Origin of the sequence: Brachybacterium sp. P6-10-X1 (assembly GCF_001969445.1) — a bacterium.
Taxonomy (GTDB): Bacteria; Actinomycetota; Actinomycetes; order Actinomycetales; family Dermabacteraceae; genus Brachybacterium.
The window spans coordinates 2,008,594-2,030,516 of record NZ_CP017297.1; the positions used below are offsets into that span (position 1 = coordinate 2,008,594).

General features: G+C 69.6%; 19 protein-coding genes, 1 tRNA gene and 1 pseudogene. 6 read left to right on the forward strand and 15 right to left on the reverse strand.

All coding sequences use genetic code 11. From position 1 onward, the window contains the following. Positions 1 to 381: 381 nt before the first annotated feature. The 3 genes from BH708_RS09225 to BH708_RS09235 form a co-directional block, all read right to left on the reverse strand. A complete protein-coding gene (locus BH708_RS09225; RefSeq protein ID WP_076808293.1) occupies positions 382 to 1,548 on the reverse strand; it encodes a low temperature requirement protein A in 1,167 nt (388 codons plus the stop codon). 102 nt (positions 1,549 to 1,650) lie between these two features. After that, complete coding sequence (locus BH708_RS09230) at positions 1,651 to 1,980, reverse strand: nuclear transport factor 2 family protein (RefSeq protein WP_076808295.1); 330 nt, start codon at positions 1,978 to 1,980, stop codon at positions 1,651 to 1,653. A gap of 29 nt (positions 1,981 to 2,009) precedes the next feature. After that, complete coding sequence (locus BH708_RS09235) at positions 2,010 to 2,765, reverse strand: SDR family oxidoreductase (RefSeq protein WP_076808296.1); 756 nt, start codon at positions 2,763 to 2,765, stop codon at positions 2,010 to 2,012. A gap of 63 nt (positions 2,766 to 2,828) precedes the next feature. On the opposite strand from BH708_RS09235, the gene BH708_RS09240 reads away from it, so the two are divergent. Continuing rightward, positions 2,829 to 3,518: a TetR/AcrR family transcriptional regulator gene (locus tag BH708_RS09240; protein WP_076808298.1), complete on the forward strand. Its 690-nt coding sequence runs from the start codon at positions 2,829 to 2,831 to the stop codon at positions 3,516 to 3,518. 175 nt (positions 3,519 to 3,693) lie between these two features. Here the strand turns inward: BH708_RS09240 and BH708_RS09245 are convergent. After that, a protein-coding gene (locus BH708_RS09245) for an IS3 family transposase (protein WP_253705564.1) occupies positions 3,694 to 4,859 on the reverse strand; the annotation gives its coding sequence in 2 pieces (ribosomal slippage) (positions 3,694 to 4,572 and positions 4,575 to 4,859; 1,164 coding nt in all). Between the two features lie 65 nt (positions 4,860 to 4,924). Between BH708_RS09245 and BH708_RS09255 the strand changes: the two are divergent. Then, positions 4,925 to 5,176: pseudogene (locus tag BH708_RS09255) on the forward strand (restriction endonuclease); the annotation flags it as partial. Positions 5,177 to 5,252: 76 nt separating this feature from the next. Here BH708_RS09255 and BH708_RS09260 read toward each other — a convergent pair. Both BH708_RS09260 and BH708_RS09265 read right to left on the reverse strand, forming a co-directional pair. Continuing rightward, positions 5,253 to 5,471, reverse strand: coding sequence for a hypothetical protein (locus BH708_RS09260; RefSeq protein WP_076808303.1), 219 nt, complete (start codon positions 5,469 to 5,471; stop codon positions 5,253 to 5,255). Between the two features lie 51 nt (positions 5,472 to 5,522). Next, complete coding sequence (locus tag BH708_RS09265; protein ID WP_076808305.1) at positions 5,523 to 5,885, reverse strand: hypothetical protein; 363 nt, start codon at positions 5,883 to 5,885, stop codon at positions 5,523 to 5,525. Positions 5,886 to 6,147: 262 nt separating this feature from the next. On the opposite strand from BH708_RS09265, the gene BH708_RS09270 reads away from it, so the two are divergent. Then, positions 6,148 to 7,878, forward strand: coding sequence for a formate--tetrahydrofolate ligase (locus BH708_RS09270; protein ID WP_076808306.1), 1,731 nt, complete (start codon positions 6,148 to 6,150; stop codon positions 7,876 to 7,878). A gap of 134 nt (positions 7,879 to 8,012) precedes the next feature. Here the strand turns inward: BH708_RS09270 and mnhG are convergent, their stop codons facing one another. Genes mnhG through BH708_RS09300 form a run of 6 tightly spaced genes read right to left on the reverse strand, consistent with a single transcriptional unit; the run spans position 8,013 to position 14,873 of the window. Beyond that, positions 8,013 to 8,603: a monovalent cation/H(+) antiporter subunit G gene (gene mnhG, locus BH708_RS09275; RefSeq protein WP_076808307.1), complete on the reverse strand. Its 591-nt coding sequence runs from the start codon at positions 8,601 to 8,603 to the stop codon at positions 8,013 to 8,015. Beyond that, positions 8,600 to 9,211: a monovalent cation/H+ antiporter complex subunit F gene (locus tag BH708_RS09280; RefSeq protein ID WP_076808309.1), complete on the reverse strand. Its 612-nt coding sequence runs from the start codon at positions 9,209 to 9,211 to the stop codon at positions 8,600 to 8,602. The genes mnhG and BH708_RS09280 overlap by 4 nt, the downstream gene beginning before the upstream one ends. Continuing rightward, the gene (locus tag BH708_RS09285; RefSeq protein ID WP_076808310.1) at positions 9,208 to 9,747 is read right to left on the reverse strand and encodes a Na+/H+ antiporter subunit E; all 540 of its coding nucleotides are present in this window, start codon (positions 9,745 to 9,747) and stop codon (positions 9,208 to 9,210) included. Before BH708_RS09285 ends, BH708_RS09280 begins: the two co-directional genes overlap by 4 nt. Next, on the reverse strand, positions 9,744 to 11,306 hold the full coding sequence (locus BH708_RS09290; protein ID WP_076808312.1) for a Na+/H+ antiporter subunit D: 1,563 nt from the start codon (positions 11,304 to 11,306) through the stop codon (positions 9,744 to 9,746). The genes BH708_RS09285 and BH708_RS09290 overlap by 4 nt, the downstream gene beginning before the upstream one ends. Further along, positions 11,303 to 11,959, reverse strand: a complete 657-nt coding sequence (locus tag BH708_RS09295; RefSeq protein ID WP_076808314.1) for a Na(+)/H(+) antiporter subunit C — start codon at positions 11,957 to 11,959, stop codon at positions 11,303 to 11,305. The genes BH708_RS09290 and BH708_RS09295 overlap by 4 nt, the downstream gene beginning before the upstream one ends. Further along, positions 11,949 to 14,873 (reverse strand): Na+/H+ antiporter subunit A, encoded by a 2,925-nt coding sequence (locus tag BH708_RS09300; protein WP_253705565.1) that lies wholly within the window; start codon positions 14,871 to 14,873, stop codon positions 11,949 to 11,951. Before BH708_RS09300 ends, BH708_RS09295 begins: the two co-directional genes overlap by 11 nt. Positions 14,874 to 15,164: 291 nt before the next feature. Between BH708_RS09300 and BH708_RS09305 the strand changes: the two genes are divergently transcribed. Then, positions 15,165 to 16,526, forward strand: coding sequence for an MFS transporter (locus BH708_RS09305; RefSeq protein WP_076808318.1), 1,362 nt, complete (start codon positions 15,165 to 15,167; stop codon positions 16,524 to 16,526). A 185-nt stretch (positions 16,527 to 16,711) separates the two neighbouring features. On the opposite strand, the gene BH708_RS09310 is transcribed toward BH708_RS09305, so the two are convergent. Both BH708_RS09310 and dcd read right to left on the reverse strand, forming a co-directional pair. Next, on the reverse strand, positions 16,712 to 17,545 hold the full coding sequence (locus tag BH708_RS09310; protein WP_157235839.1) for a hypothetical protein: 834 nt from the start codon (positions 17,543 to 17,545) through the stop codon (positions 16,712 to 16,714). Then, complete coding sequence (gene dcd, locus BH708_RS09315) at positions 17,542 to 18,135, reverse strand: dCTP deaminase (protein WP_076808320.1); 594 nt, start codon at positions 18,133 to 18,135, stop codon at positions 17,542 to 17,544. Before dcd ends, BH708_RS09310 begins: the two co-directional genes overlap by 4 nt. Before the next feature lie 304 nt (positions 18,136 to 18,439). Here dcd and BH708_RS09320 point away from each other — a divergent pair. Together BH708_RS09320 and BH708_RS09325 are read left to right on the forward strand one after the other, a co-directional pair. Beyond that, positions 18,440 to 18,510, forward strand: a tRNA-Gly gene (locus BH708_RS09320). A gap of 120 nt (positions 18,511 to 18,630) precedes the next feature. After that, positions 18,631 to 19,206 carry a TetR/AcrR family transcriptional regulator gene (locus BH708_RS09325; protein ID WP_076808322.1) on the forward strand — a complete coding sequence of 192 codons (576 nt, stop codon included), beginning with the start codon at positions 18,631 to 18,633 and terminating at the stop codon, positions 19,204 to 19,206. 210 nt (positions 19,207 to 19,416) lie between these two features. On the opposite strand, the gene BH708_RS09330 is transcribed toward BH708_RS09325, so the two are convergent. Further along, the gene (locus BH708_RS09330; protein WP_253705531.1) at positions 19,417 to 21,864 is read right to left on the reverse strand and encodes a sodium/proton-translocating pyrophosphatase; all 2,448 of its coding nucleotides are present in this window, start codon (positions 21,862 to 21,864) and stop codon (positions 19,417 to 19,419) included. Positions 21,865 to 21,923 lie beyond the last annotated feature (59 nt).

Sequence of the window (21,923 nt, forward strand, 5' to 3'; positions counted from 1 at the left end):
TCTAGAGCACTCCTCGGTAACCGCCACCATGCGCATCGATCCCGCCCTGCACTCCAGTTAGCGCAGATGGTCGTGAGCGCGGCCCTGCCTGTCAGGCATCGAACCGGGACTCGACCGAGTTCCGCTACAAACCAACCTCTGACGATGAGTAGTCAAGTTGCCAGCGCTAATCATCCCGCGGGTCAGAGCGTTGCTCTGATCCGTTCGTACAGTGCACGGCCGAGACCAGGTGCGCATAGCCACCGGCGACGCAAAGGAGCATTCTCACCGCGATGCGGTCGGCCAGCTATGACCGAGGATCGCAGTTGAAAAGCAAAGCGCGTCGCTCGCTCCTGAGCACCGCGATCGGGCGCAGAAGGATCTCAGATAGAGGTTGCCAGGTCATCGCCGGTTATCGAGCGCCGACTGTTTCGATGTCGTGTACGCGGTGTGGGCGGCGAGAATAGCCGTCACGGAGAGTACAGCGACGCTCAACGCAATCACCGGCAGGTGATCGATCAGCAGCATCGCGGCGATCATGATCCCCACCAGCACGGCTGCTGCGATGAATCGTGACCGTGCGAGGCGTCCGAATCGGGACCGGAGGAACAGCAGGTTCCCTGCCAGGTATACGAGCGGACCTGCGGCCGTCACGAGAACGATTGCGGGCGTGAGGTGGTCGTGGGAGAGCCGCAGCTCGATGGAGACGGCGACGAGGATCGCGCCCAAGACCATAAAAGCATGCGCATAGGCGTAGGCCGATCGGAGAGCCCCAGTTGACGAGTCCCCGCCGTGGGTATCAGGGCCAGCGAGGGCGAAGTAGTTCCACCAGAGCACGAACAGGGACGCGAAGCCGACGATCAAGCTCAGAGCGAGGCCGGGGGTGAGCTGCCCGTGGGAGACGATGCTGCCGCCCATGAGCAGGATGGACTCGCCCAGGGCGATGATGAAGACGAGACGGTTGCGCTCGGCCAGGTGCTCGGCGTCGGTGTCCCACTGGTGCATGGGGGCTGCGCCGATACCGGGGATCCGGTAGTGGGCGAGCGGGGCCGCGTAGTCGATGAGCACCGCGATCAACCAGAGACCCAGCCGCCACTCGAGGGGCAGTGCCGCACCGAGGACCCAGAACATGCCGGCCAGCAGGGTCCACAGCAGCAGCATGCGGTAGTTGGCTGCGAGCTGGTGGCCGCGGTAGGTGATCATCATGAACATAGGACGGAGGAGGCCCATGAACAGGTAGCACCCGACGAAGAGCCAGGCTCCGTCGCCGAAGGCGCTGGGTATAGCGATCGACATGCCCAGTGCGGCGAGCATGAGCACCCCGGAGAGCAGCTGCACTGGGGTGCGGCTCGGATCCAGCCAGTTCATCGCCCAGGCGGTGTAGTTCCAGCCCCACCACACCGCGGCGAACACCACGATGGTCTGGGCAGCGCCCTCCCAGGAGAGGTGCTCGATGAGCAGGTGCGAGAGTTGGATGATGGCGAAGACGTAGACCAGGTCGAAGAAGAGCTCGACGGGGCCGACCTCGGATCGACGGTGCCCGATGCGGGCGAGCGGGACGGTAGTCATGGTTGGTGAACCTCGTATGTGTGGTGCGGGGGCCTCGAAGACGACAGCGACGAGCGGGCGTCCAACTGGCTGGACGCCCGCTCGAGACGCTCGTGCCGGCTCTCAGCCTTCGCGGATCGTCATCTTCGCGAGCTTGTCGCCGTCGACGTCGAAGACGAACTTCGAGCGGCCGTTCGCGTGGTTGGAGCGCCAGTCGCCGATGACGGTGATCGTGCTAGCGGCGATGTCGACCTCCTCGACCGCGAGGGTGCCGCGCGAACCGATGAACTCCTTGTCGCTCCAGGTTTTGATCTGCTCGCGCCCAGTGAAGTCGCGGCCCCAGTCGTCGACGGTCCCGTCAGGAGCGAAGGCGTCGAGGAAGGCTTGTTCGTCGTGGTCGTTGACCGCGGTGATGAACGAGGCCACGGGTTCGGGGATGGTGGGTGCTGCCATGGGGCGCTCCTTATTTCGTAGGGTCGAGCTCAGCGGGTGGTGTAGCCGCCGTTGGCAAAGATCGTCTGGCCGGTGATCCACCAGCCCTCGGAGGCGAGGAAGCGGACGATCGGGGCGATGTCCTCGATCTTCGTGAGCTGACCGCCCATACCCTGCGACTTGTGGAACTCGACCCGCTCCGGGGTCTCCTGGCCGTAGAAGAACGGCGTGTCCATCGGACCGGGCGCGATCGCGGTGACGGAGATGCCTCGGTCGGCGAACTCCTTGGCCGCGGCGCGAGTGAAGTGCTCCACCGGCGACTTGCCTCCGGCGTAGGTGGAGTAGCCGTCGGTGAACGCGGCCAGCAGCGCGGTGACGATGGTGATGATCTTGCCGCCGTCGGCGAGGTTCTTGCCGGCCTCCTGGATGAAGAAGTAAGCGGCCTTGGAGTTGATGTCGAACATCGAGTCGTACTCGTCCTCGGTGGTCTCCACGATCGGCTTGCGCAGCACCTTGCCCGCCGTGTTCACCGCGACATCGATCGTCCCCAGAGCCGCCTCAGCGTCGGCGAACAGTTCGGCCACGTTCGCCGGAACCGTGAGGTCCCCCTGAAACACCGCGCCCTTGCCTCCAGCCGCTTCGACGGCGGCCAGCGTCTGCTCCGCGTCCGCGCGACTGGAGTCGGAGTTGTAGTGGATCGCGACGTTCGCGCCGGCCTCGGCTGCTTGACGAGCGACCAGCCCGCCGAGGTTCTTCGCGCCGCCCGCGATCAGGACGTTCTTGCCGTTGAGCGTGTGATCGGCCATGACAGCCCTCCATATCGTTGGTATGCAACAGTATTACTCTGCTACATACGCTAACGTAGCACTATGACAGGAGCACCGACAAGCGATACACGGGAGCGACTGATAGCGGCAGCCGCCGACTTCATCGCCGCCGCCCCCGGCGAGGAGTTCTCCCTGCGCGCGGTGTGCGACGCAGTCGGGGTGAAGATGCCGACGCTCTACCACTTCTTCGGCTCCAAGCAAGGGCTGATCGACGCTGTCATCGAGCACGGGTTCGACCTCTACCTGAACGAGAAGTCGTCGATGGAGTCCTCGGGCGATCCCATCCAGGACATCCGTGCCGGCTGGGATGCCCACGTCGCCTTCGGTCTGGCCAACCCCGGGTTCTACACTCTGATGTACGGGAAGGTCCGCCCTGGGCACTCCCCCGAGGCGCAGTCCCGTCCCAGCGAGATCCTGCGCGCGCTCACGGCGCGGGCCGCCGAACAGGGCAGGCTTCTGGTGCCCTCTGAGCAGGCTGCCGCGCACATCCTAGTGACCAACATCGGCGTCACCCTGCGCCAGATCATCCTGGCAGCGCCGGATCCTGCCCTGTCTCAAACTGTCCGTGAAGGCGCTATCTCGGCGATCACCGGCAAGGGAACACGAGCCAACGACTCGCTCACCACTGCCATCGAGCTCGCTGCAGCACAACCAGATGTCCTCGGCAGGGCGGAGACCAAGCTCCTCATCGAATGGCTCGGCCGGTTGAGCAGGGTTGAGAAGCTGCAGTAGGCGAGTGCCACGAGCTTCGGAGAGGCACAGCGGTTCAGGAGGTAGACAAGAGACCTTCTTCGATCAAACCAACGCCGTGCCAGCGGGCAGGATTCGCGCCGCGCGTACAGAGTGCCTAACTCAACACTAGGCCGTCGTAGATGGGGACTGATGCGCCATCAGGTGTCAGCTGGGGTTAGGCCGCCAGGCTGACGGTCGGGTTCATGATGGTCTCGTATTCGATGGGGGTCAATCGGCCCAGACGGGCCTGCCGGCGACGTCGGTGATAGGTCCTCTCGATCCAGGTGATGATCGCGATGCGGAGCTCTTCTCGGGTCCGCCACCGTTTGCGATCCAGGACGTTCTTCTGGAGCAGTGCGAAGAACGACTCCATTGCAGCGTTATCACCGGCAGCACCGACCTGGCCCATCGATCCGATGAGGTGGTGACGGTTCAGAGCGTGCACGAACTTCCGTGACCTGAACTGAGATCCACGGTCCGAGTGGACAAGGCAACCGGCCGCGTCGCGGCGCCTGGATATCGCGTTGTCCAGGGCGTTGACCGCGAGGCGGGCCTTCATCCGGTCGCTGATCGAGTAGCCGACGATCCGGCCGGAGAACACGTCCTTGATCGCGCAGAGGTAGAGCTTGCCCTCGTCGGTCCAGTGCTCAGTGATGTCTGTTAGCCAGAGTTCGTTCACGTCGTCGGCGGTGAAGTCCCGCTTGACCAGGTCATCGTGGACGGGTGCGCCTGGTCGCTTCCTGTTCTTGCCGCGCTTCTTCCCAAATGCGGACCACCACCGGTTGTCCCGGCAGATCCTCCACGCGGTCCGTTCGCACATTGGCTCGCCGGCATCTGCGGCTTCGCCGGCCAGGAACCGGTAGCCGAACTCGGGATCGTCGCGGTGGGCGTCCAGCAGGGCGTTGGCGCGATACGCCTCGACCACCTCCGCCTCCGTGACCTGATGTTTCCGCCAGCGATAGTAGGGCTGACGGGAGAGCTTCAAGACCCGCAAGGACACCGCGACGGGGATCCCGTCGGTGGCGAGCTCGCTCACGAGCGGGTAGAGCTTTTTCCCGGCAGGTTCGCCTGGGAAAGGTAGGCGGCAGCGCGGCGCAGGACCTCGTTCTCCTGCTCGAGCAGCCGGTTGCGTCGCCGCAGATCACGTAGTTCGGTCGAGTCTTCTCGGGTCTTCCCGGGCCGGGCACCGTCTTCGACGTCGGCCTGGCGCATCCAGTTCGTCAGGCAGGATTCGGAGATCCCGAAGTCCTTCGCGATCACGGCGAGCTTCTGGCCAGGTTCACGGTTCCTCGCGACGCGGACGACGTCGTCTCGAAACTCTTGGGGGTAGGGAGCAGGCATGATGCACATCCTTTCCTGCAACGCCGCTGGGCGCCACAGATCATTTGACACCTGATGGCGCATCAGTCCCGAAGGCCATTGCGTGCAGCGAGGTGAAGCCGCACCGCATCGTCCATCGGGATCAGAAGTCCTACTTCGCCGTTCTGATCGACGACAACAATCGCAAGCCCGTTGCTCGTCTGCACTTCAATACGAAGCAGAAGTACCTGGGGCTTCTCGACGAGTCGAAGACGGAGACCCGCCACCCCATCGACTCCACTGATGAGATCTACGCGCACTCCGACTCGATCAGAGAAGCCGTGCAGCGTTACCTCTGAAAGGTCACGCACAGGTCGGGCCCCGTGGGGTGCGAGCCTGAGGCGCCCGCCGCCGGTACATCGACGGCGGGGCACTTCACTCCCCGTGCTGCGCCCTCGCCGCAGCCAGGATCTTCTCGACCGTCCCGTCCAGGCTCATCTGCGAGGTGTCGATGATCAGGTGGTAGCGGGTCGGCTCGGACGGGCCCCAGCCCATCGTCCGACCCGACATCCGCGGGCGCATGCGGTCCTCGCGCACCTGGTGCTGGGCGGCGACCTCGGCGGTGAGATCGTCGGTCTCGCCGGCGCGGGTCACGCGTTCCTCTCGAGAGAGGCCCGGGCGCGGTCCCGACGGCGCGGAAGGAGCTCACCTCCGGCTGAGGCGCTCCTCCACGTCCGGCCAGGCCACCTCGAGGTTCTCCGTGGCCATCAGGCCTTTCGTCGCCAGGTAGTCCGCCAGTCGCACACCCTGGGGCGACAGCTCCACGATGGTCAGGCCCGCGACCTCACCCTCGGTATCGGCGTCGAGCACCCACTGCTCGGCGAGCTCGGAGATGCCGTGCGCGGTCAACCGCTGCTCCCCGTCCTCGAACTCCCCCGGGCTGCCCAGAGCATGACCGAGCAGCGTACGGGGCTGGACGACGTCGTAGTCCTCGGTGAGCGGCTCGAGGTACCCCACGGTCTCCCCGTCCTCCCGGGTGACGCTGACCCACTCGTGCTTCTCGCTCATGACGGTCCATCGTAAGCCCACCCGGCCGATCCTCGCCTCCGGAACGAGATCCCGCTGAATACGCTCCGTACTGAGCTCGCATGGAGCGCGCCTGCGCCCGAATCGTCGCGGCTGACGGTGCCCGAGGTGCTGGCGGGCGAGGGGTCCGAGGACGAGGAATAGCTCGCCCGACGCCCCCTCGCGGGCGCACCGCCGGGCACCATAGGGTGAGGGGCATCACCCACCCGGATTGGCCCGGGCCCCGACCCCGTGGAGGACGACGATGTCTGCCGAGAACCCGGATCTGGCGATCGCCCAAGCAGCGACCCTGCGACCGATCGCCGAGATCGCCGAGAGGGCGGGGATCCCCGCCGACGCCCTGGTGCCCTACGGCTCCGACAAGGCGAAGGTCGACGTGCGGAAGATGTCTGCCCCCGCCTCGCACGGCAAGCTCGTGCTGGTCTCGGCCATGTCCCCGACCCCTGCGGGAGAGGGCAAGTCGACCACCACCGTGGGCCTTGCCGACTCGTTCACCCTCCGAGGGCTGAGCACGATGGTCGCGCTGCGCGAGCCGGCGCTCGGCCCGATCATGGGGATCAAGGGCGGCGCCACCGGCGGCGGCTACGCGCAGGTGGTCCCCATGGAGGACATCAACCTGCACTTCACCGGTGACTTCCACGCCATCCAGATCGCCAACAACACCCTCGCCGCCCTCATCGACAACCATATCCAGCAGGGCAATCAGCTCCGCATCGACCCCCGGCGCATTCAGTGGAAGCGTGTGCTCGACGTCAACGATCGCGCGCTGCGCTCGATCGTGGTCGGCCTCGGCGGACCCACCCAGGGCGTGCCCCGCGAGGACGGCTTCGACATCGTCGTCGCCTCCGAGATCATGGCGATCCTGTGTCTGGCCTCCGACCTCGCCGATCTCGAGGCCCGGGTCAGCCGGGTCGTGGTCGGCTTCACCTATGACCGCTCCCCCGTGACCGTCGAGGACCTCGGCGTCGCCGGGGCCATCACCATGCTGCTGAAGGACGCCCTGCTGCCGAACCTGGTCCAGACCCTCGGCGGCACCCCGGCACTCGTGCACGGCGGCCCCTTCGCGAACATCGCCCACGGCTGCAACTCGCTCGCGGCCACCCAGCTGGCGCTGTCGCTGTCCGAGGTCACCGTGACCGAGGCCGGTTTCGGCTCGGATCTCGGCGCCGAGAAGTTCCTGGACATCAAGGCGCGTCTGGGCGGCCTCTCCCCCGACGGCGCCGTCGTGGTCGCCACCGTGCGCGCCCTGAAGATGCACGGCGGCGTCGCCAAGGACGACCTCGCCTCCGAGAACGTCGAGGCCGCCCTGGCCGGCACCGCGAACCTCGGCCGGCACGTCGAGAACCTCCGCAAGTTCGGGCTCGAGCCCGTCGTGGCCGTGAACCGCTTCCCCACCGACACCGAGGCCGAGCTGCAGGCCGTGCTCGACTGGGCCCGGCAGCAGGGCTTCCGCGCCGCGCTCAGCGAGGTCTGGGCCAAGGGCGGCGAGGGCGGGCTCGCGGTGGCCGACGAACTGCTCGCGGCGATGGAGCCCGCCGACGGGAGCGACGGGGCCGGTGGTCAGGGAGGGCCTCACGCACGCCGCGGGGGCGGCACAGAGGGCTTCCACCACCTCTACGACCCCGCCGACGGGATCGAGGAGTCGCTGCGCACCCTGGCCCGGGAGATCTACGGGGCCGACGACGTCGTCTTCGAGGACCGGGCGCCCGCCCAGCTGCGGATGCTGAAGCGCAACAGCTGGGACCAGCTGCCGGTATGCGTGGCCAAGACCCAGTACTCCCTCTCCGACGACCCGAAGCTGCTGGGTGCGCCCACCGGACACGTGCTGCACGTGCGGGACCTGGTGCCGAAGATCGGGGCAGGCTTCGTCGTCGCCATGACCGGCGCGATCATGACCATGCCGGGGCTGCCGAAGGAACCGGCCGCGACCCGCATGGGCGTCACCGACGACGGGGAGTCGGTCGGGCTGTTCTGAGCTGACGGGCTCCGACCGCTCGTCTCACACATCGCCTCTCACGCCATGGCGCGCTGTGCTTCCACGAACGCGAGCACAGCGCGCCATGGCGTGCGCCAGGATCCATGCGCCGGTGCGTCAGGATCCGAGGTCGCTCAAGGACGCGGGTCGCGTTCGGCGATCTCCTCGGCCTCCCGCTCGGTCTCGTCCTCGAGATCGACGTCGATGATGTCGCCGTCGTCCACGTCCGCGGAGCCTGCCTCCGGTTCCTCCCAGTTGTGATCGGTGACCGCGTCCGCCGTGGTGGCCACGACGTTCTCGGGGAACCGCTCCTCGCCGTCGGAGGCCATCCCCTCGTGGTCGTCGCCCGCCTCGTCGATGAAGCCGTCCTCGTCGTCATCGTCGTCCGACGGGGTCGCCAGGCGCGGGCTGAGCTCGTCGATCGCGTAGTCGCCGCCGCGCACGAACCCGCGGCGGAAGGCGGCTCGTCCCACCATGATGCTCGCCACCGGCACGGTGGTCATCTGCGCCAGGAGCACGACCACCAGGAACGAGGCCAGGCCCCACGAGCCCACGTGGAGGCTGACCCCCGTGAAGACCAGCAGGAGGCCGAGGGTCTGCGGCTTGGAGGCGGCGTGCAGACGCATCAGCACCCCGTCGAAGCGGTTCAGGCCGATCGCGGCCACCACCGCGAGCAGCAGCCCGATGCCGATCAGCACCGTGGCGGCGACGTCGAGCGCGCTCATCGATGCTCCTCCGTCCCGTCCGTGGCCGTCCCGTCCGGACTCGTCCCGTCCGGGTCCCCGAAGCCGAGCTCGCCGCCGGGCTCCCGGTCCTCCTCGGTGTTCCGCCAGTCGTCGGCGGCACCCACGCCGTGCTCAGGATCCTCGTCCTCGAACCCGCGTGTGCCCTCCTCGGCACCGAAGCCGTGGGCGGAGTCCTGGGACGTCCCCAGCGTCTCGTCGACCTCGTTGACGGGCTCGGCCGACCGGGCCTCCCGGGACGGATCGAGGTGCTGGAAGTGGATGGATTCCATCGGCCCGGTGGTGGTCGCCGATCCGTCGCGGCGCAGGCGCCGCCCGGGCACGGGCTCCTCGCGTCCCACGAAGCGGGCGAAGGTGACCGTGCCGATGAACGCCAGCCCGGTCAGCCCGAGCATCGCCGGGCCCGCCCACGGCGCCTCCGCCGACGCCGCGTACAGCGCCATGCCGAGCACGACGAGGACCACCAGCGAGTCGATCGCGACGGCGCGGTCGAGGATCGTGGGTCCGACGATCATGCGGTAGACGACAGCCAGCGCGGTCAGGCTGAGCACCCCGCCGCCGACCACCAGGACGATGTCGAAGGGTGTCATCGCAGACCCGCCTCCTCGAGCACCTCACGGTTGCCGACGGCCCACAGCAGCCGCTCCTCCTGGGCGTGGACCCGGCGTCGGGCGGCCTCGACCTCGTCGGGCGTGCCCGCCCCGATCACGTGCATGAACAGGGTGCCGGTGGCGCGCTGCGCCTCGACCACCACGGAGCCGGGGATCAGCGTGCACAGCACCCCGGTGGTGGTGAGGAAGAGGTCCGAGCGCGAGGCCATCCGCACCGCGATCACGGAGCTGGGCACCTGCGGCCCGGGACGGATCGCGTACCAGCCCACCTGCAGCGCGGACTCGCACAGGTCGTACATGAAGCGCAGCAGGAACCGCGCGAACCACAGCGGGCGAACGGTCAGCTCGTGGCCCATCGGCGGCATCGGGAACAGCACGAACACGAGGACCGCGACGAAGGTGCCGCCCAGGACGTTCTTGAGGTCGACCCCGCCCCACAGCAGGCACCACAGGGCCACGGCCAGGACGATCCACAGCCAGGAACGGCGCAGGTCGCGCAGTCGCTTGCTCGTCATCGCGCGTCCACCTTCTCTCCGGCGTCATCGATGCGGTAGACGAGATCCGCGGCGCGGTCGTCGCCGAGCACCGCGCTGACGTACGGCGTGCGCTCGAGCACCGAGGAGGCGGCCTCGTTCGCGTAGGTCATGATCGGCCCGGCCAGCACCGTCAGCAGCAGGGAGAACGCGATCAGCGCCGCCGTGGCACCGGTCATCACCCGAGGGATCACCACGGCGCGGGAGATGATCTCCTCGCTGGGGGGCTGCCAGAAGGCCCGGTTCCAGATCTTCGCGATCGCGTAGAGGGTCAGCAGGCTGGTGATCACGCTGATCCCGATCAGGATCCAACCCGAAGCGCGGTCGTACTCGATGCCGGCTTCGATCAGCCCCACCTTCCCGATGAAGCCGGAGAACGGCGGGATGCCCGCGAGGTTCATCGCCGGGACGAAGAAGAGGACCGCGATCAGCGGGGCCAGCTTCGCCATCCCGCCGAGCTTGATGAGGTTCGTGGTCCCGCCGCGGGTCTCGATGAGGCCGGCGCCGAGGAACAGCACGGACTGCACGGTGATGTGGTGGGCGACGTAGTAGATCGTCGCACCCATGCCCAGCTGCGTGCTCATCCCGATGCCGAACAGCATGTATCCCATGTGGGAGACCAGCGTGAAGGACAGCACACGCTTGAGATCCGTCTGCGCGACCGCGCCGAGGATGCCCACGAACAGGCTCAGCGCCGCCGCGCCCAGCAGCAGGTTCTGGATCTGCGAGGCCGGGAACAGCAGCGTCTCCAGGCGCAGGATCGCGTAGATGCCCACCTTGGTCAGCAGTCCCGCGAACACCGCGGTCACCGGAGCGGGCGCCGTCGGGTAGGAGTCCGGCAGCCAGGCGCTGAGGGGGAAGATCGCGGCCTTGATCGCGAACGCCACCAGCAGCATCAGCTCGAGCATCATGCGGGTTCCCGGCTCGAGGCCGTCCAGGCGCACGGCCAGCTCGGCCAGGTTCACGGTGCCGGTCGCGGCGTACACGGCGGCGATCGCCGACAGGAAGATCACGGAGCTCAGCAGGGAGACGATCACGTAGGTGGTGGCGGCGCGGATGCGGCTGGCGGAGCCGCCGAGGGTGAGCAGCACGTAGCTCGCCGCCAGCAGCACCTCGAATCCGACGTAGAGATTGAACAGGTCCCCGGCGAGGAAGGCCATCGACACCCCGGCCACCAGCGCCAGGTAGGTGGGGTGGTAGATCGCCACCGGGGTGCGTCCCACTCGTTCGTCGACCGTCTGCGCGCTGGAGTAGATCAGCACCGTGAGGGTGACGAAGCTGGAGACGACGAGCATCAGGGCGGTCAGTCGGTCGGCGACCAGCACGATGCCCAGCTGCGGGGTCCAGTTGCCGATCTGCAGGACCAGCACGCTCTCCTGGGTGACGTACCAGCCCATCGTCAGGGCGACGACGAGGATGGCGACCAGGGTGAGGATCGACAGCCACATCTGGATGCGGGCGTGGTGGCGCAGCAGCAGCGAGGCCGCGGCACCGCCCAGCGGGAGCATCACCGGCAGGGCGAGGAGGAGCTCGATGCTCATAGTTCCCCCCGTCCGTCGGTGTGTTCCCGGTCGGTCTCCGTCGCGGGGCCGGCTCCGGGGGCGTCGGCCGCGTGGTGATCGCGTTCGCTGCGGCGGAATCCTCGCCGCGGCGAGGACGTGCCGCCCTCGTCGGCCTCGGTGGCGTCCTGGGGGACGTCCTCGGCGCTGGTGAGGTCGGAGCCGAGCTGGTCCTCGTCGGTCGGGGCGAAGCCCTGGGAGTGCATCAGCGCGCCACGGCGCGACTCCTCCGACAGGGCCTGCGACCACGGCAGCTTCTCGGTGTCCTCGGAGCGGCGGCGACGGCGGCGCAGCACGCGGCGGTCCTCGACGTCGTCGGGAACCTCGTCGTGGCCGAACAGCTGCCAGGCGCGGTAGGCCAGGGCGATGCCGAAGGCGGTGATGCCCAGGGAGATGACGATCGCGGTGAGCACCATCGCGAACGGCAGCGGGTCGGTCATGTCCTCCGGGTCGGCGGTGCCCTCGAAGGGCGGCAGCCCGGGCCGGCCGGCGGCGACGATGAACAGCAGGTTCACGCCGTTGCTCAGCAGCACGAAGCCGAGGACCACCCGGGTCAGCGTGCGCTCGAGCACGAGGTAGACGCCGCAGGCGACGAGCACCCCCGCGGTCAGCAGCAGGGCGAGGCTAACGGACATCGCTCTCCACCTCCTGCTGCTGGTCGATCTGGGCGCCGAGGGTGCGCAGGAAGTCGAGGATCACGCCGACCACCACGAGGTACACGCCGGTGTCGAACAGCAGGGCGCTGGGGAAGTGCAGCTCGCCCAGAATCGGCACGTGGACCACCGGGGTCGCGGTGGAGAACACGCTGCCGCCCATCAGCACCGGCAGCACACCGGCCAGGACCGCGATGGCCATCCCGGTGCCGAGCACGAACCCGGCCTGCACGGGCGCGGCCTCGGAGAGCTCGTAGCGCCCGCCGGCGAGGTAGCGCAGCGCGAGGGCGAGACCGGCGACGAGACCTCCGGCGAAGCCGCCGCCGGGCAGGTTGTGCCCCGCCATCAGCAGGTACAGCGAGAACATCATCATCAAGGGGAAGGCGATGCGGGTGACCACCTCGAGCACCACCATGCGCCGCTCCGGAGCCAGGGTGAGCCCGGCCGAGAGCCAGGTGCGCCAGCGGTTGCCTCCGGCGACGTCCTCGGGGCGCGCATCGAAGTCCAGGGCGTTCTGAGGCAGGGCGGAGTCGGTGCGGCGCCTCCAGATCGACGTGTCGGTGTCGAGGTCCCGGACGCGCGAGATCGACTGCTCGCGCCGGGTGACGAAGATCAGCGAGGCGACACCGGTGGCGACCACCAGCAGCACCGAGATCTCGCCCATGGTGTCCCACACGCGGGCGTCGACCAGGGTCACGTTGACGACGTTGTGGCCGCCGCCGATCGTGTAGGCCGTCTCGATCAATCCCGGGCCGAGGGGGTCGAGGTAGCGGGCATCGGCGGCGTACAGAGCGGCGCCGCACAGCACGACAGCGGTGCTGATCGCGATCGCCCAGCGGCCCCAGGCCCCGATCTTCAGCGGCCGGCGCGAGAAGTGGGTGGGCAGCCGGCGCAGCACCAGCACCAGCACCACGGTCATCGCGGTCTCGACCAGCACCTGGGTGGTCGCCACGTCCGGGGCGCCCGCGACCAGGAACAGCACGGCGACGGCATAGCCGGTCACGGAGATCAGGAACACGGCGCGCAGCCGGCGCCGGGAGCGGGCGGCGCCGAGAGCCGCGAGCGCCGCGACCGGCAGCACGATCAGCTCGACGGGATGGTGGAAGAGCACCAGGTTGTCCGGCACGGGCGACAGGGAGACGGCGACCGGGGTGACCAGCGCGATCAGCACCAGCAGCATGGTGCCCAGCGTGTAGGGCAGCGACCCTCGCTGGTACAGCGGCGTGATCGCGACCGCGGCGGCATCGACCAGACGCATGATGCGGCGGAAGGCGCGCTCGGCATCGATCCGGTCGAGCAGCTCCTCGTTCGCCCAGCTCTGCGGCGAGACCTTCTTCTGGAACCGGGCCAGCGGCTTCGCCGCCAGGCACGCCAGGATCCCGACGCCGAGGGCGACGACGGAGGCCAGCAGCGGCACCCCCAGGTGCGGGATCACCACGAGGTGGACACCCTCGCCGGTGTCCGGCAGCGCCGAGGAGAAGCCGCGCAGGATCGTCTCGAGCGGCCCGGTCAGCGCCGCCAGGGCGATCGACGCCGTCGCGACCAGGGCGGGCGGGAGCCAGAACAGCACCGGGATGGTCGGCTTCTCGACGGCGGGCGCCCCCGGGGCGCTGCCGAAGGCGCCGTGGACGAACCGCCAGGAGTACGCGACGGTCAGGATCGAGCCGGCGACCAGCGCGATCAGCAGGACCCGCTGCCAGCTCCCGCCGTACCAGAGCGCGGTGAACAGCGCCTCCTTCGCGACGAAGCCGAACAGCGGGGGCACCGCCGCCATCGAGGCCGCCGAGACGACGCCGATCACGGTGACCACCGGCGCGACCTTCGCCACACCGGAGAGCACCCGCAGGTCACGGGTGCCGAACTTCTTGTCGATGATGCCGACGACCATGAACAGCGGCGCCTTGAACACGGCATGGGCGATGAGCATCGCGAGCCCCGCCAGCAGGGCGTCGTGCGTGGCCACGCCCGCCACGGCGGAGAGGAAGCCGAGCTGGGAGACGGTGCCGTAGGCCAGCAGGAGCTTGATGTCGGTCTGGCGCAGCGCGCGCCAGCCGCCGAGGATCATCGTCGCCGCTCCGAGGGCGGCGATGATCATGGTGATGATCTCCACGTGGGTCAGCGCCGGACCCATCCGCAGGATCAGGTACACCCCGGCCTTCACCATCGCCGCGGCGTGGAGGTATGCGGAGACCGGGGTGGGGGCGGCCATCGCACCGGGCAGCCAGAAGTGGGTGGGGATCAGGGCGGACTTGGTCGTGGCCCCGGCGAGGATCAGCAGCACCGCCACGATCAGGAACGGCCCGGCGTCGGCCCACATCGGCGAGGCGACGATGTCCGAGAGCCGCAGGGAGTCGGCCTCGCCGGCGAGCATCAGCAGTCCCACCAGCATCGCCAGCCCGCCGGCGGTCGTGGAGATCAGCGCGTTCATGGCCGCACGGCGGGAGGCCTGCTTCTCCTGGTAGTGGCCGACGAGCAGGTAGGAGAAGACGGTCGTGAGCTCCCAGAAGGTGTAGAGCACCATCACGTCGTCGGAGAGCACCAGACCGACCATGGCGCCCGCGAAGGCCGTCAGCACTCCGGCGAAACGGCCCAGCCCCGGTTCGGTGTCCTTGAAGTACCGCGCGCAGTACAGCAGCACCATGGCGCCGATGCCGGTGGCAATCAGGGCCATCACCCAGCTCAGCGGGTCCAGACGGAAGGCGAGGTCGATACCGAAGGCGGGGATCCACGGGACGGAGATCTCCAGCGGATCCTCGGCGAGTGCGACCGGGTCGATCGTGGCCAGCCAGATCGCGGACGCGGCGGGCACCGCGGACAGCGGGAAGAACGCGCTGCGCCCCATCAGCCGCACCAGGAGAGGCCCCAGCAGGGCCGCCACCAGATGGGCGAGGAGCATCGAGTACACGCAGTCTCCGTCCATCGTGCAGGAGTGAAGGGGGCCGCGAACATTCTACGGGAGGTCGCACCCCGGTTCCTGGGGGAAATGTCGCCCCGGGCCCGCGAGAAGTCTCGCTCTTCTCGCGGGTCCGGGCTCTTTCCGCGGGTCCGGGATCTTCCCGCGGGTCCGGGATCTTCGCGCCGGTCCGGGCTCTTCCCGCGGGTCCGGGATCTTCGCGCGGGCGCAGGAGCTCTCCTGGCGTGCCTCGCGGGTGCGGGATCGACCCCGCGGGCTCCGTAGAGTGTGTCCATGGCCACCACCGAGGACCAGGGCGACCGTCCGGAGACGCGGACCGCACCCCGACTCGCCCGTCGCCCCGTCGTCTCCTTCGCCCTGTGGGACGGAGGGATGTCCGCCTTCAGCTCTGTGATCCTGACGTTCGTGTTCGCGACCTATGTCGCCAGTGCCGTCGCCGCCGAGGGCGCCGTCGGCCGTGAGGCGATCACCGCGGCCCAGGACCACGGCTCCCGGGTGCTGACCACCTGGCAGGCGATCGGCGCCGTCGCCGTCGCGCTGCTGGCCCCGCTGCTGGGCAATCTCGCCGACCGCGGCGGAGCCCGCAACGCTCTGCTGCGGATCACGACGCTGGCCACCGTGGTGGTGGTGGCGCTGATGCCCATGGTCGCCCTCGATGCCGACTACCTGGTGCTCGGCGCCGCCCTGATCGCGCTCGCCGTCGTGTTCAGCGAGCTGGCCGGGGTGTTCGTCAACTCCGTGCTGCCGGAGGTGTCCACCCCCGCCAACCGTGGCCGGGTCTCCGGGACCGCCTGGGCGGTGGGCTACTGGGGCTCGATCGTGTGCCTGGCTGCGGTGCTCGTGCTCTTCGTGATGCCGGGGACGGGTCTGCTCGGGATCACCGGAGAGGGTGGCTGGAACTACCGGGCGATCCCGCTGTTCGTGGCGCTGTGGATCCTGGTCGGGACGCTGCCGCTGATGCTCTGGGCCCCGAAGCATCCCGCCTCCGCCCCCGGCGAGAGGTGGACCCCGTGGCAGGGCTACGCCAGCATCGCCCGGCGCGTGGTGCGGGCCTTCCGCGAGGAGCCCGTGATGCTGCAGTACCTGGTCGCCTCGGCGGTCTACCGCGACGGGCTGGGCGCTGTCTTCTCCATCGCCGGAGTGCTGGCCGCCAACGCCTACGGCTTCACCACCGTCGAGATCATCATCTTCGGCATCTCCGCCAACCTCATCGCCGGTGTCGGGGTCTTCCTCGGGGGTCGGGCCGACGACCGCATCGGCACCCGCTGGATCATCATCATCGGCTGCCTCGGCATCATCGTGCTCGGCCTGGTGGTGCTGGCCTTCGGCTCCACCCTGGTGTTCTGGGTGGCGGGCCTGGCGATCTGCCTGTTCGTCGGCCCGGTGCAGTCCGCCTCCAGGAACCTGCTCACGCGCCTGTCGCAGCCCGGCCGCGAGACGGAGAACTTCGGCCTGTACGCCACCACCGGGCGCGCGCTGGGCTTCCTGGGCACCGCAGCCTTCGCCGCATCCGTGGCGATCTTCGGGTCCACCCAGGCCGGGATCCTCGGCATCGTGGTGGTGATGGCGGTGGGGCTGCTCGCCTTCCTGCCGATCCGGCTCGGCGCTGCGGGACGGGCTCCCGCCGACACCTGAGGCCGACGGGACCGGCCGTTCAGGTGCCCACAGGAGACCGGACCCGAAGGCGCCGGCGCCGGTCAGCCGCGGAGCGGGACAGCCGCGCAGCCCGATCAGCCGGTGTGGCCGGAACAGTCGAGGTAGCTGGATCAGTCGAGGTGGCCCGATCAGGCGAGGTGGCCGGATCAGTCGAGGTGGCCCGATCAGGCGAGGTGGCCGGGATCGACGAGGAACCCCTCGAGGTCGACGATGTAACCGCCGACGGTCTCGGTGAGCAGTCCCGCGATCAGGCCGATCCGCCGGTAGGCCTGCGACCAGCGTTCGGCGGTCTCGACGTCGGGTGCCTCGACGGCGTCCTCCGCCTCGTCGGCCGGCACGTGCACCAGCTCGTAGTCGACCGCATCGTCCAACCAGCTCAGCTCTGCCAGGGCCGTCGGTCGGGAGCTGCGCGTGACCCGCACGCCGATGTGGCCCCCTTCGTCCAGAGGGATGGTGGCGCTGTAGCCGGAACGCGGGACGTCCTCGGGGACCTCGTCGAGCTCCGCCTCGGGCTCCAGCGGCGCCAGCAGCTGGGCGAACGACTCCGGGGCCAGGACATGCGGGGAGACCACGGTCAGGTCGCGCACATGGAAGGGATGCGGCTCCAGGCGGCTGCCGTCGTCGGTGACCACCGCGCCGTGCAGCCTCCGGCCCAGCGACCAGGCGAGGTCGAGGGCGCGCCGCTCCGCCCCGAAGGGCGCTCCGTCCGGGAAGGCCCGGCCGTAGCCGTGGGAGTCCGTCATGCCCTCGGGCATCGGATCCTCCCGCTCGCGCGGCGTGTCCAGGGTCCAGCGGCCGGCACCGCGCGGAGAGGGGTCCGGGACCAGACGGGCACCGTCCCCGCAGTCGATGGCCCCGTCGGCCCCGAGCTGTGCCGACGGACGGACGTTGCGCACCATCGCCAGCACGTCCTGCGGGTCGGTCCCCCGCGGCAGCTGCACCCGGTGGCCGGTGCGGCCGGACATGTCGCCGCCGGTCGCGGCGCTGTGGTCGGTCACTGTCCCTCCTGCACGGGGATCGGGGTGCGATGGAAGTTCTGGGAGGACCGTGAGGGCGTCGGCCCCCGCTGGCCGAGGTACCGGTTGAGGTTGCCGGCGCTGCCGTAGGGGTTGTCCGCGGCGCTCGAGAGCCGGAAGAAGCACAGCTGGCCGATCTTCATGCCCGGCCAGAGCGCCACGGGCAGGGTCGCCATGTTCGACAGCTCCAGGGTGATGTGCCCCTGGAAGCCGGGGTCGATGAAGCCGGCCGTCGAGTGCGTCAGCAGGCCCAGCCGACCCAGCGAGCTCTTGCCCTCCAGCCGGGCGGCGACATCCTCGGGCAGGGTGATCTGCTCGAAGGTGGAGGCGAGCACGAACTCACCGGGATGGAGCATGTACGGTTCCTGCGGGTCCACGGCGACCTCGCGGGTGAGATCTCCCTGCTCCTGGGCGGGGTCGATCATCGCGTACTTGTGGTTGTCGAAGAGCCGGAAGTAGCGGTCGATCCGCACGTCGACGGAGGCGGGTTGGATCATCGAGGCGTCGAAGGGGTCCAGCCGCACCCGTCCGGCATCGATCTGGCTCCGGATGTCATGGTCGCTCAGCAGCACGGCGCCAGCCTATCCGCACCGCTGCCACGAGGGCAGGGGTGACCACTCCGTCGGCCGCCGCAGCTCGGGGCTCATGGTCGCCTACGGGCGACATAGCGTGAGCGCTGCCCATATCGCCACTACGCACGCCACACCGCCAGTACCCGACGATGCATCTGCCCTCCTCCTGCGGTACGACGCCGCGCTCCGACCCGGCACGCGCCTCTCGGCACGGTTCGCACCATGGTCCCAGCTCAGGTATGCTGGTCCGCGTTGCCCCGAGCAACGGCGATCGCGGAGGTCGTCGAGGCCCGGTCGGCGATGCGCGGGTGTAGTTCAATGGTAGAACTTCAGCTTCCCAAGCTGACAGCGCGGGTTCGATTCCCGTCACCCGCTCTCCTGGAACCGTCGGCCCCACAGCCGACGGTTCTTCCGTGTCCGGCCCCGACAGGAGAGCTGCACCGCAGGCGTCGGCGCGATTCTCCGCCCCCTTTCGTCGTGGTGTAAGAATGCGTCATGCCCAAGATCATCGGAGGCTCCCTCGAGGAGCATCGCGAACGCACGCGCGAGAAGATCTTCATCGCGCTCGCCGAGCTGCTGGAGACCCAGGACTTCGAGAGGATCACGTTCTCGCGGATCGCGACCGCCGCCGGAGTCGGCCGCACCGCGATGTACAACCACTTCCCGGACCGCGAGACCCTGCTGGTCGAGTACGCGCTCCATGAGACCTCCGACTACATCGCCCAGCTGCGGGCCGGGGTCAGCGACTCGGCCACGCCGCGTGAGGCCGCGCTCGCCTACGTGCGCACCCAGCTGGAGCTGACGGTCTCCTTCCACATGCCGCAGTCGATGGGCAAGGCGTCCTTGACCCAGGATGCCGTCGCGCGGATGCGTGAGCACGTGGTGCTGATCGAGGACGTGCTGCGTCGGATCGTGCACGACGGGATCACCAGCGGTGACTTCGCCGCCGACCTCGACGTCGATGCGACCGTGCCGATCATCAACTCGCTGCTGGTCGGTTCGGCCGCTCGACGGTTCTCGCGGCCCGCGCTGGAGCGGTTCGTGCTGCGGGGGCTCGGCGCGGCGGTCTGATCCGCGACGTCCCGTCCCGGGGTCTGCGCGCCCTGTCCGCAGAAACGGGACGTGAGCGGCGCGAGCTGTACTCATGGCTCAGCGCGTGCCGCTCACGTCCCGAATCCGTCGACGCAACAGCACGGGTCCCGCCCGGCACTGACCGGTCAGCGGACGTCGTCGCCCTTCCACCGACCGCTCAGCGGACGTCGTCGCCCTTCCACCGACCGCTCAGCGGACGTCGTCGCCCTTCCCGCGCCGGCCCCGCTTCCCGGAGCGGGCAGATTTCTGAGCCGCCGCCGGAACCTGCTCGGCGTCCTCCTCGACCTCCCAGTCCATGGCGTCCAGACCGTCCGAGGACTCCTCCTCGGCGCGGGAGAACAGCGGGCGGGAGATCTCCCCGACCTCGTCCTCCAGGTCGACCTCGGCCGCCGTCGAGGCGATCACCCAGCAGGTCAACGCGATGATCAGGGCGATCACGGCGATACCCCAGCGCAGATACACACTGGTTCCGTCGGTGTTCATCGCCACGATGGCGGAGACGCCGAGGGCCGAGAGCAGGGACGAGGTCAGCAGCAGCGGCAGCGCCACGGACCCGATCACGGAGCGCAGGGTGCCGGTCAGCACCGCACCGCCGAGGGCACCGGAGTGTCCCCAGGAGCCGGGGCCGCCGTAGCGTCCGTGACCGATGATCGCGGCCGCGTTCTCCAGGGTCGCACCGGCCCCGAGCGACCACAGGCCGAGGGCGAGGGCGGTCAGGACCGCCCCGATGACCAGCCCCGGCAGCGCGGCCGGGCCGAGGCCGAAGCCGGCCACGATCGGCATCAGCACGACGATCACCACGGCGGGCAGCACCGCACGGCGCACCATGTCCGGCAGGTCCTCGAGGTTCACGGAGGCGCGCTTCTCGAGCATCGCCGCCCGGGTCCCGACGACGGCGCTGGCGCCCAGTCGGCGGGCGCCGTCCAGGAGCGAGGCGGTCACCAGCAGCACCGCGACCACGCCGAGGCCGATCCCGCCCACCAGGGACAGTGAGGTGGGGCTCAGCCCGTGCAGGGCGCGGTCCTCCCAGACGGTCGCCGCCCGGGGTGCGACCTGGAGCGCGGTGACGATGGGGCCGAGCGCGGCCAGCCCCGTGAGCGTCGCCGCGAGCAGCAGGGCGGCCCGAGGGCCGGTGGAGGCGCCGGCACCGGCATCGCGCAGCGAGCGCTCCGCCTCCGGTCGGTCCACGAGGGTCGGCGCCATCAGCGATCCGGCGTGGGCGACGGCCACCACCAGCGCTCCGAGGCCCGTGTAGGACAGCAGGGCCAGTGCCATGCCCGGCACGCCCGCGCTGAGCACGCTGAGCACGCCGGCGACGATCAGCAGCAGGGCGAGGGCCCCCGCCGCGAGCAGCGCGGTGGAGCCGAGGCCGGCGGCGGTGCCCAGTGCGCCACCGGTGCGGCTGGTGCGGGCGGTGCGCAGCACGGTGGAGCCGACCCGATTGCCGGTCCCGTCCAGCAGCAGGATCGCGGCGAGCGCGACGACGACGCCGATCCCCAGGGCGGAGGCGGCCACCACGCTGGGCGAGATCGTGTACAGCGTGACCATGTCCAGCAGTGCGCTCGCGGGGCGGGAGTCGTCGGTCTGGGAGACCAGCTTCCCCAGATCGGCGCCGGCCTGGGCGATCTGCGGTTCGAGCTGTTCACGGGGCAACGGCTGCGGACCGGCGATGGCCTGATCGGTGAAGTTCTCCATGCCGACGTGGCCGAAGCGCAGGTCCTTGTAGGCCGAGGGGAGCCACAGCGCGGCGGCCGCGACCATCCCGGCGCCGCCGAGGAGAGCGGGGATGACCCCGCCCAGACGCAGCGCCCCGCGCTCGTGGCCGGGCCGTCCCCGGTGCGGGACGACAGCGACGACGCCGCCGGCGAGCAGGGCGACGCCGAGGGCGAGCAGCACGACCAGGATGCCCTCGGCGGCCAGCACCGGGACCCCCAGCATGATGCCCATGGCCGAGGCCGCGGTGGTCAGCGCGACCAGGTCGGCGCTGCCGGCGGCGCCGCGGCGGAACATGCGCGCACCCCGCAGCGGGGCGGCTCCGAGGTTGGCCGGGTCGTCGGTGTCGATCTCGTGCTCGTCGGCCCCGACCAGGATCGCGGAGGAGGCCGCGGCGGTCTCGAGCGGGGCGGAGGTCACCCGGAGGGCGAGCGCCGAGATGGCCGCGCCCCCGGCCAGCGCCATCAGCGCCGAGGACCCGGCCGCCTGCAGGAACCACACGATGATGGCGACCGGGAGGATCGCCAGGGCCAGCGCCCCGGTGACGGTCAGCGCCCCCAGCCGGGAGATCAGGGCGGGGCGGCGCTCGGGGTCCAGGCCCAGAGAGGCCAGCTGCACGGCCAGTCCGCGCCAGGCGGCCAGCGGTCCCAGCGCCAGGCCGACCAGCATCATCGCCGAGCGCAGGATGCGGTCGTCGGTCGATCCCGGCACCAGGTACAGCAGCACCACGGCAGGCAGTCCGACCCACAGGATGATCGATCCTGCGGCGGACAGCTGTCGGCCGAGGCGGCGTCCGAGGTCGTCGTCCACCTCGACCGCGTCCTCGTCGCGCTGCAGGCGACTGGGGACGACGGCACCGGCGATCAGGGCGGCCACCGAGAGCACGCCGAGCACCAGCAGGGTCACGGCGATGTCATCGCCCAAGGGGAATTGAGTGATCAGGTCCAAGAGACAGCTTCCGACGTCGGGGCTCGGCAGAGTCG

What these genes read in the sequence shown, in the direction of transcription:
- BH708_RS09300 (WP_253705565.1), bottom strand. Translation starts at nt 14,873, where the DNA reads ATGCTCCTCGCCCATCTGGTGGCGGCCCTGCTGGGGCCTCTCCTGGTG.
- BH708_RS09280 (WP_076808309.1), bottom strand. Translation starts at nt 9,211, where the DNA reads ATGACACCCTTCGACATCGTCCTGGTGGTCGGCGGCGGGGTGCTCAGC.
- BH708_RS09270 (WP_076808306.1), top strand. Translation starts at nt 6,148, where the DNA reads ATGTCTGCCGAGAACCCGGATCTGGCGATCGCCCAAGCAGCGACCCTG.
- BH708_RS09305 (WP_076808318.1), top strand. Translation starts at nt 15,165, where the DNA reads ATGGCCACCACCGAGGACCAGGGCGACCGTCCGGAGACGCGGACCGCA.
- BH708_RS09285 (WP_076808310.1), bottom strand. Translation starts at nt 9,747, where the DNA reads ATGACGAGCAAGCGACTGCGCGACCTGCGCCGTTCCTGGCTGTGGATC.
- BH708_RS09265 (WP_076808305.1), bottom strand. Translation starts at nt 5,885, where the DNA reads ATGAGCGAGAAGCACGAGTGGGTCAGCGTCACCCGGGAGGACGGGGAG.
- BH708_RS09225 (WP_076808293.1), bottom strand. Translation starts at nt 1,548, where the DNA reads ATGACTACCGTCCCGCTCGCCCGCATCGGGCACCGTCGATCCGAGGTC.
- BH708_RS09290 (WP_076808312.1), bottom strand. Translation starts at nt 11,306, where the DNA reads ATGAGCATCGAGCTCCTCCTCGCCCTGCCGGTGATGCTCCCGCTGGGC.
- BH708_RS09230 (WP_076808295.1), bottom strand. Translation starts at nt 1,980, where the DNA reads ATGGCAGCACCCACCATCCCCGAACCCGTGGCCTCGTTCATCACCGCG.
- BH708_RS09325 (WP_076808322.1), top strand. Translation starts at nt 18,631, where the DNA reads ATGCCCAAGATCATCGGAGGCTCCCTCGAGGAGCATCGCGAACGCACG.
- BH708_RS09240 (WP_076808298.1), top strand. Translation starts at nt 2,829, where the DNA reads ATGACAGGAGCACCGACAAGCGATACACGGGAGCGACTGATAGCGGCA.
- mnhG (WP_076808307.1), bottom strand. Translation starts at nt 8,603, where the DNA reads ATGAGCGCGCTCGACGTCGCCGCCACGGTGCTGATCGGCATCGGGCTG.
- BH708_RS09295 (WP_076808314.1), bottom strand. Translation starts at nt 11,959, where the DNA reads ATGTCCGTTAGCCTCGCCCTGCTGCTGACCGCGGGGGTGCTCGTCGCC.
- BH708_RS09235 (WP_076808296.1), bottom strand. Translation starts at nt 2,765, where the DNA reads ATGGCCGATCACACGCTCAACGGCAAGAACGTCCTGATCGCGGGCGGC.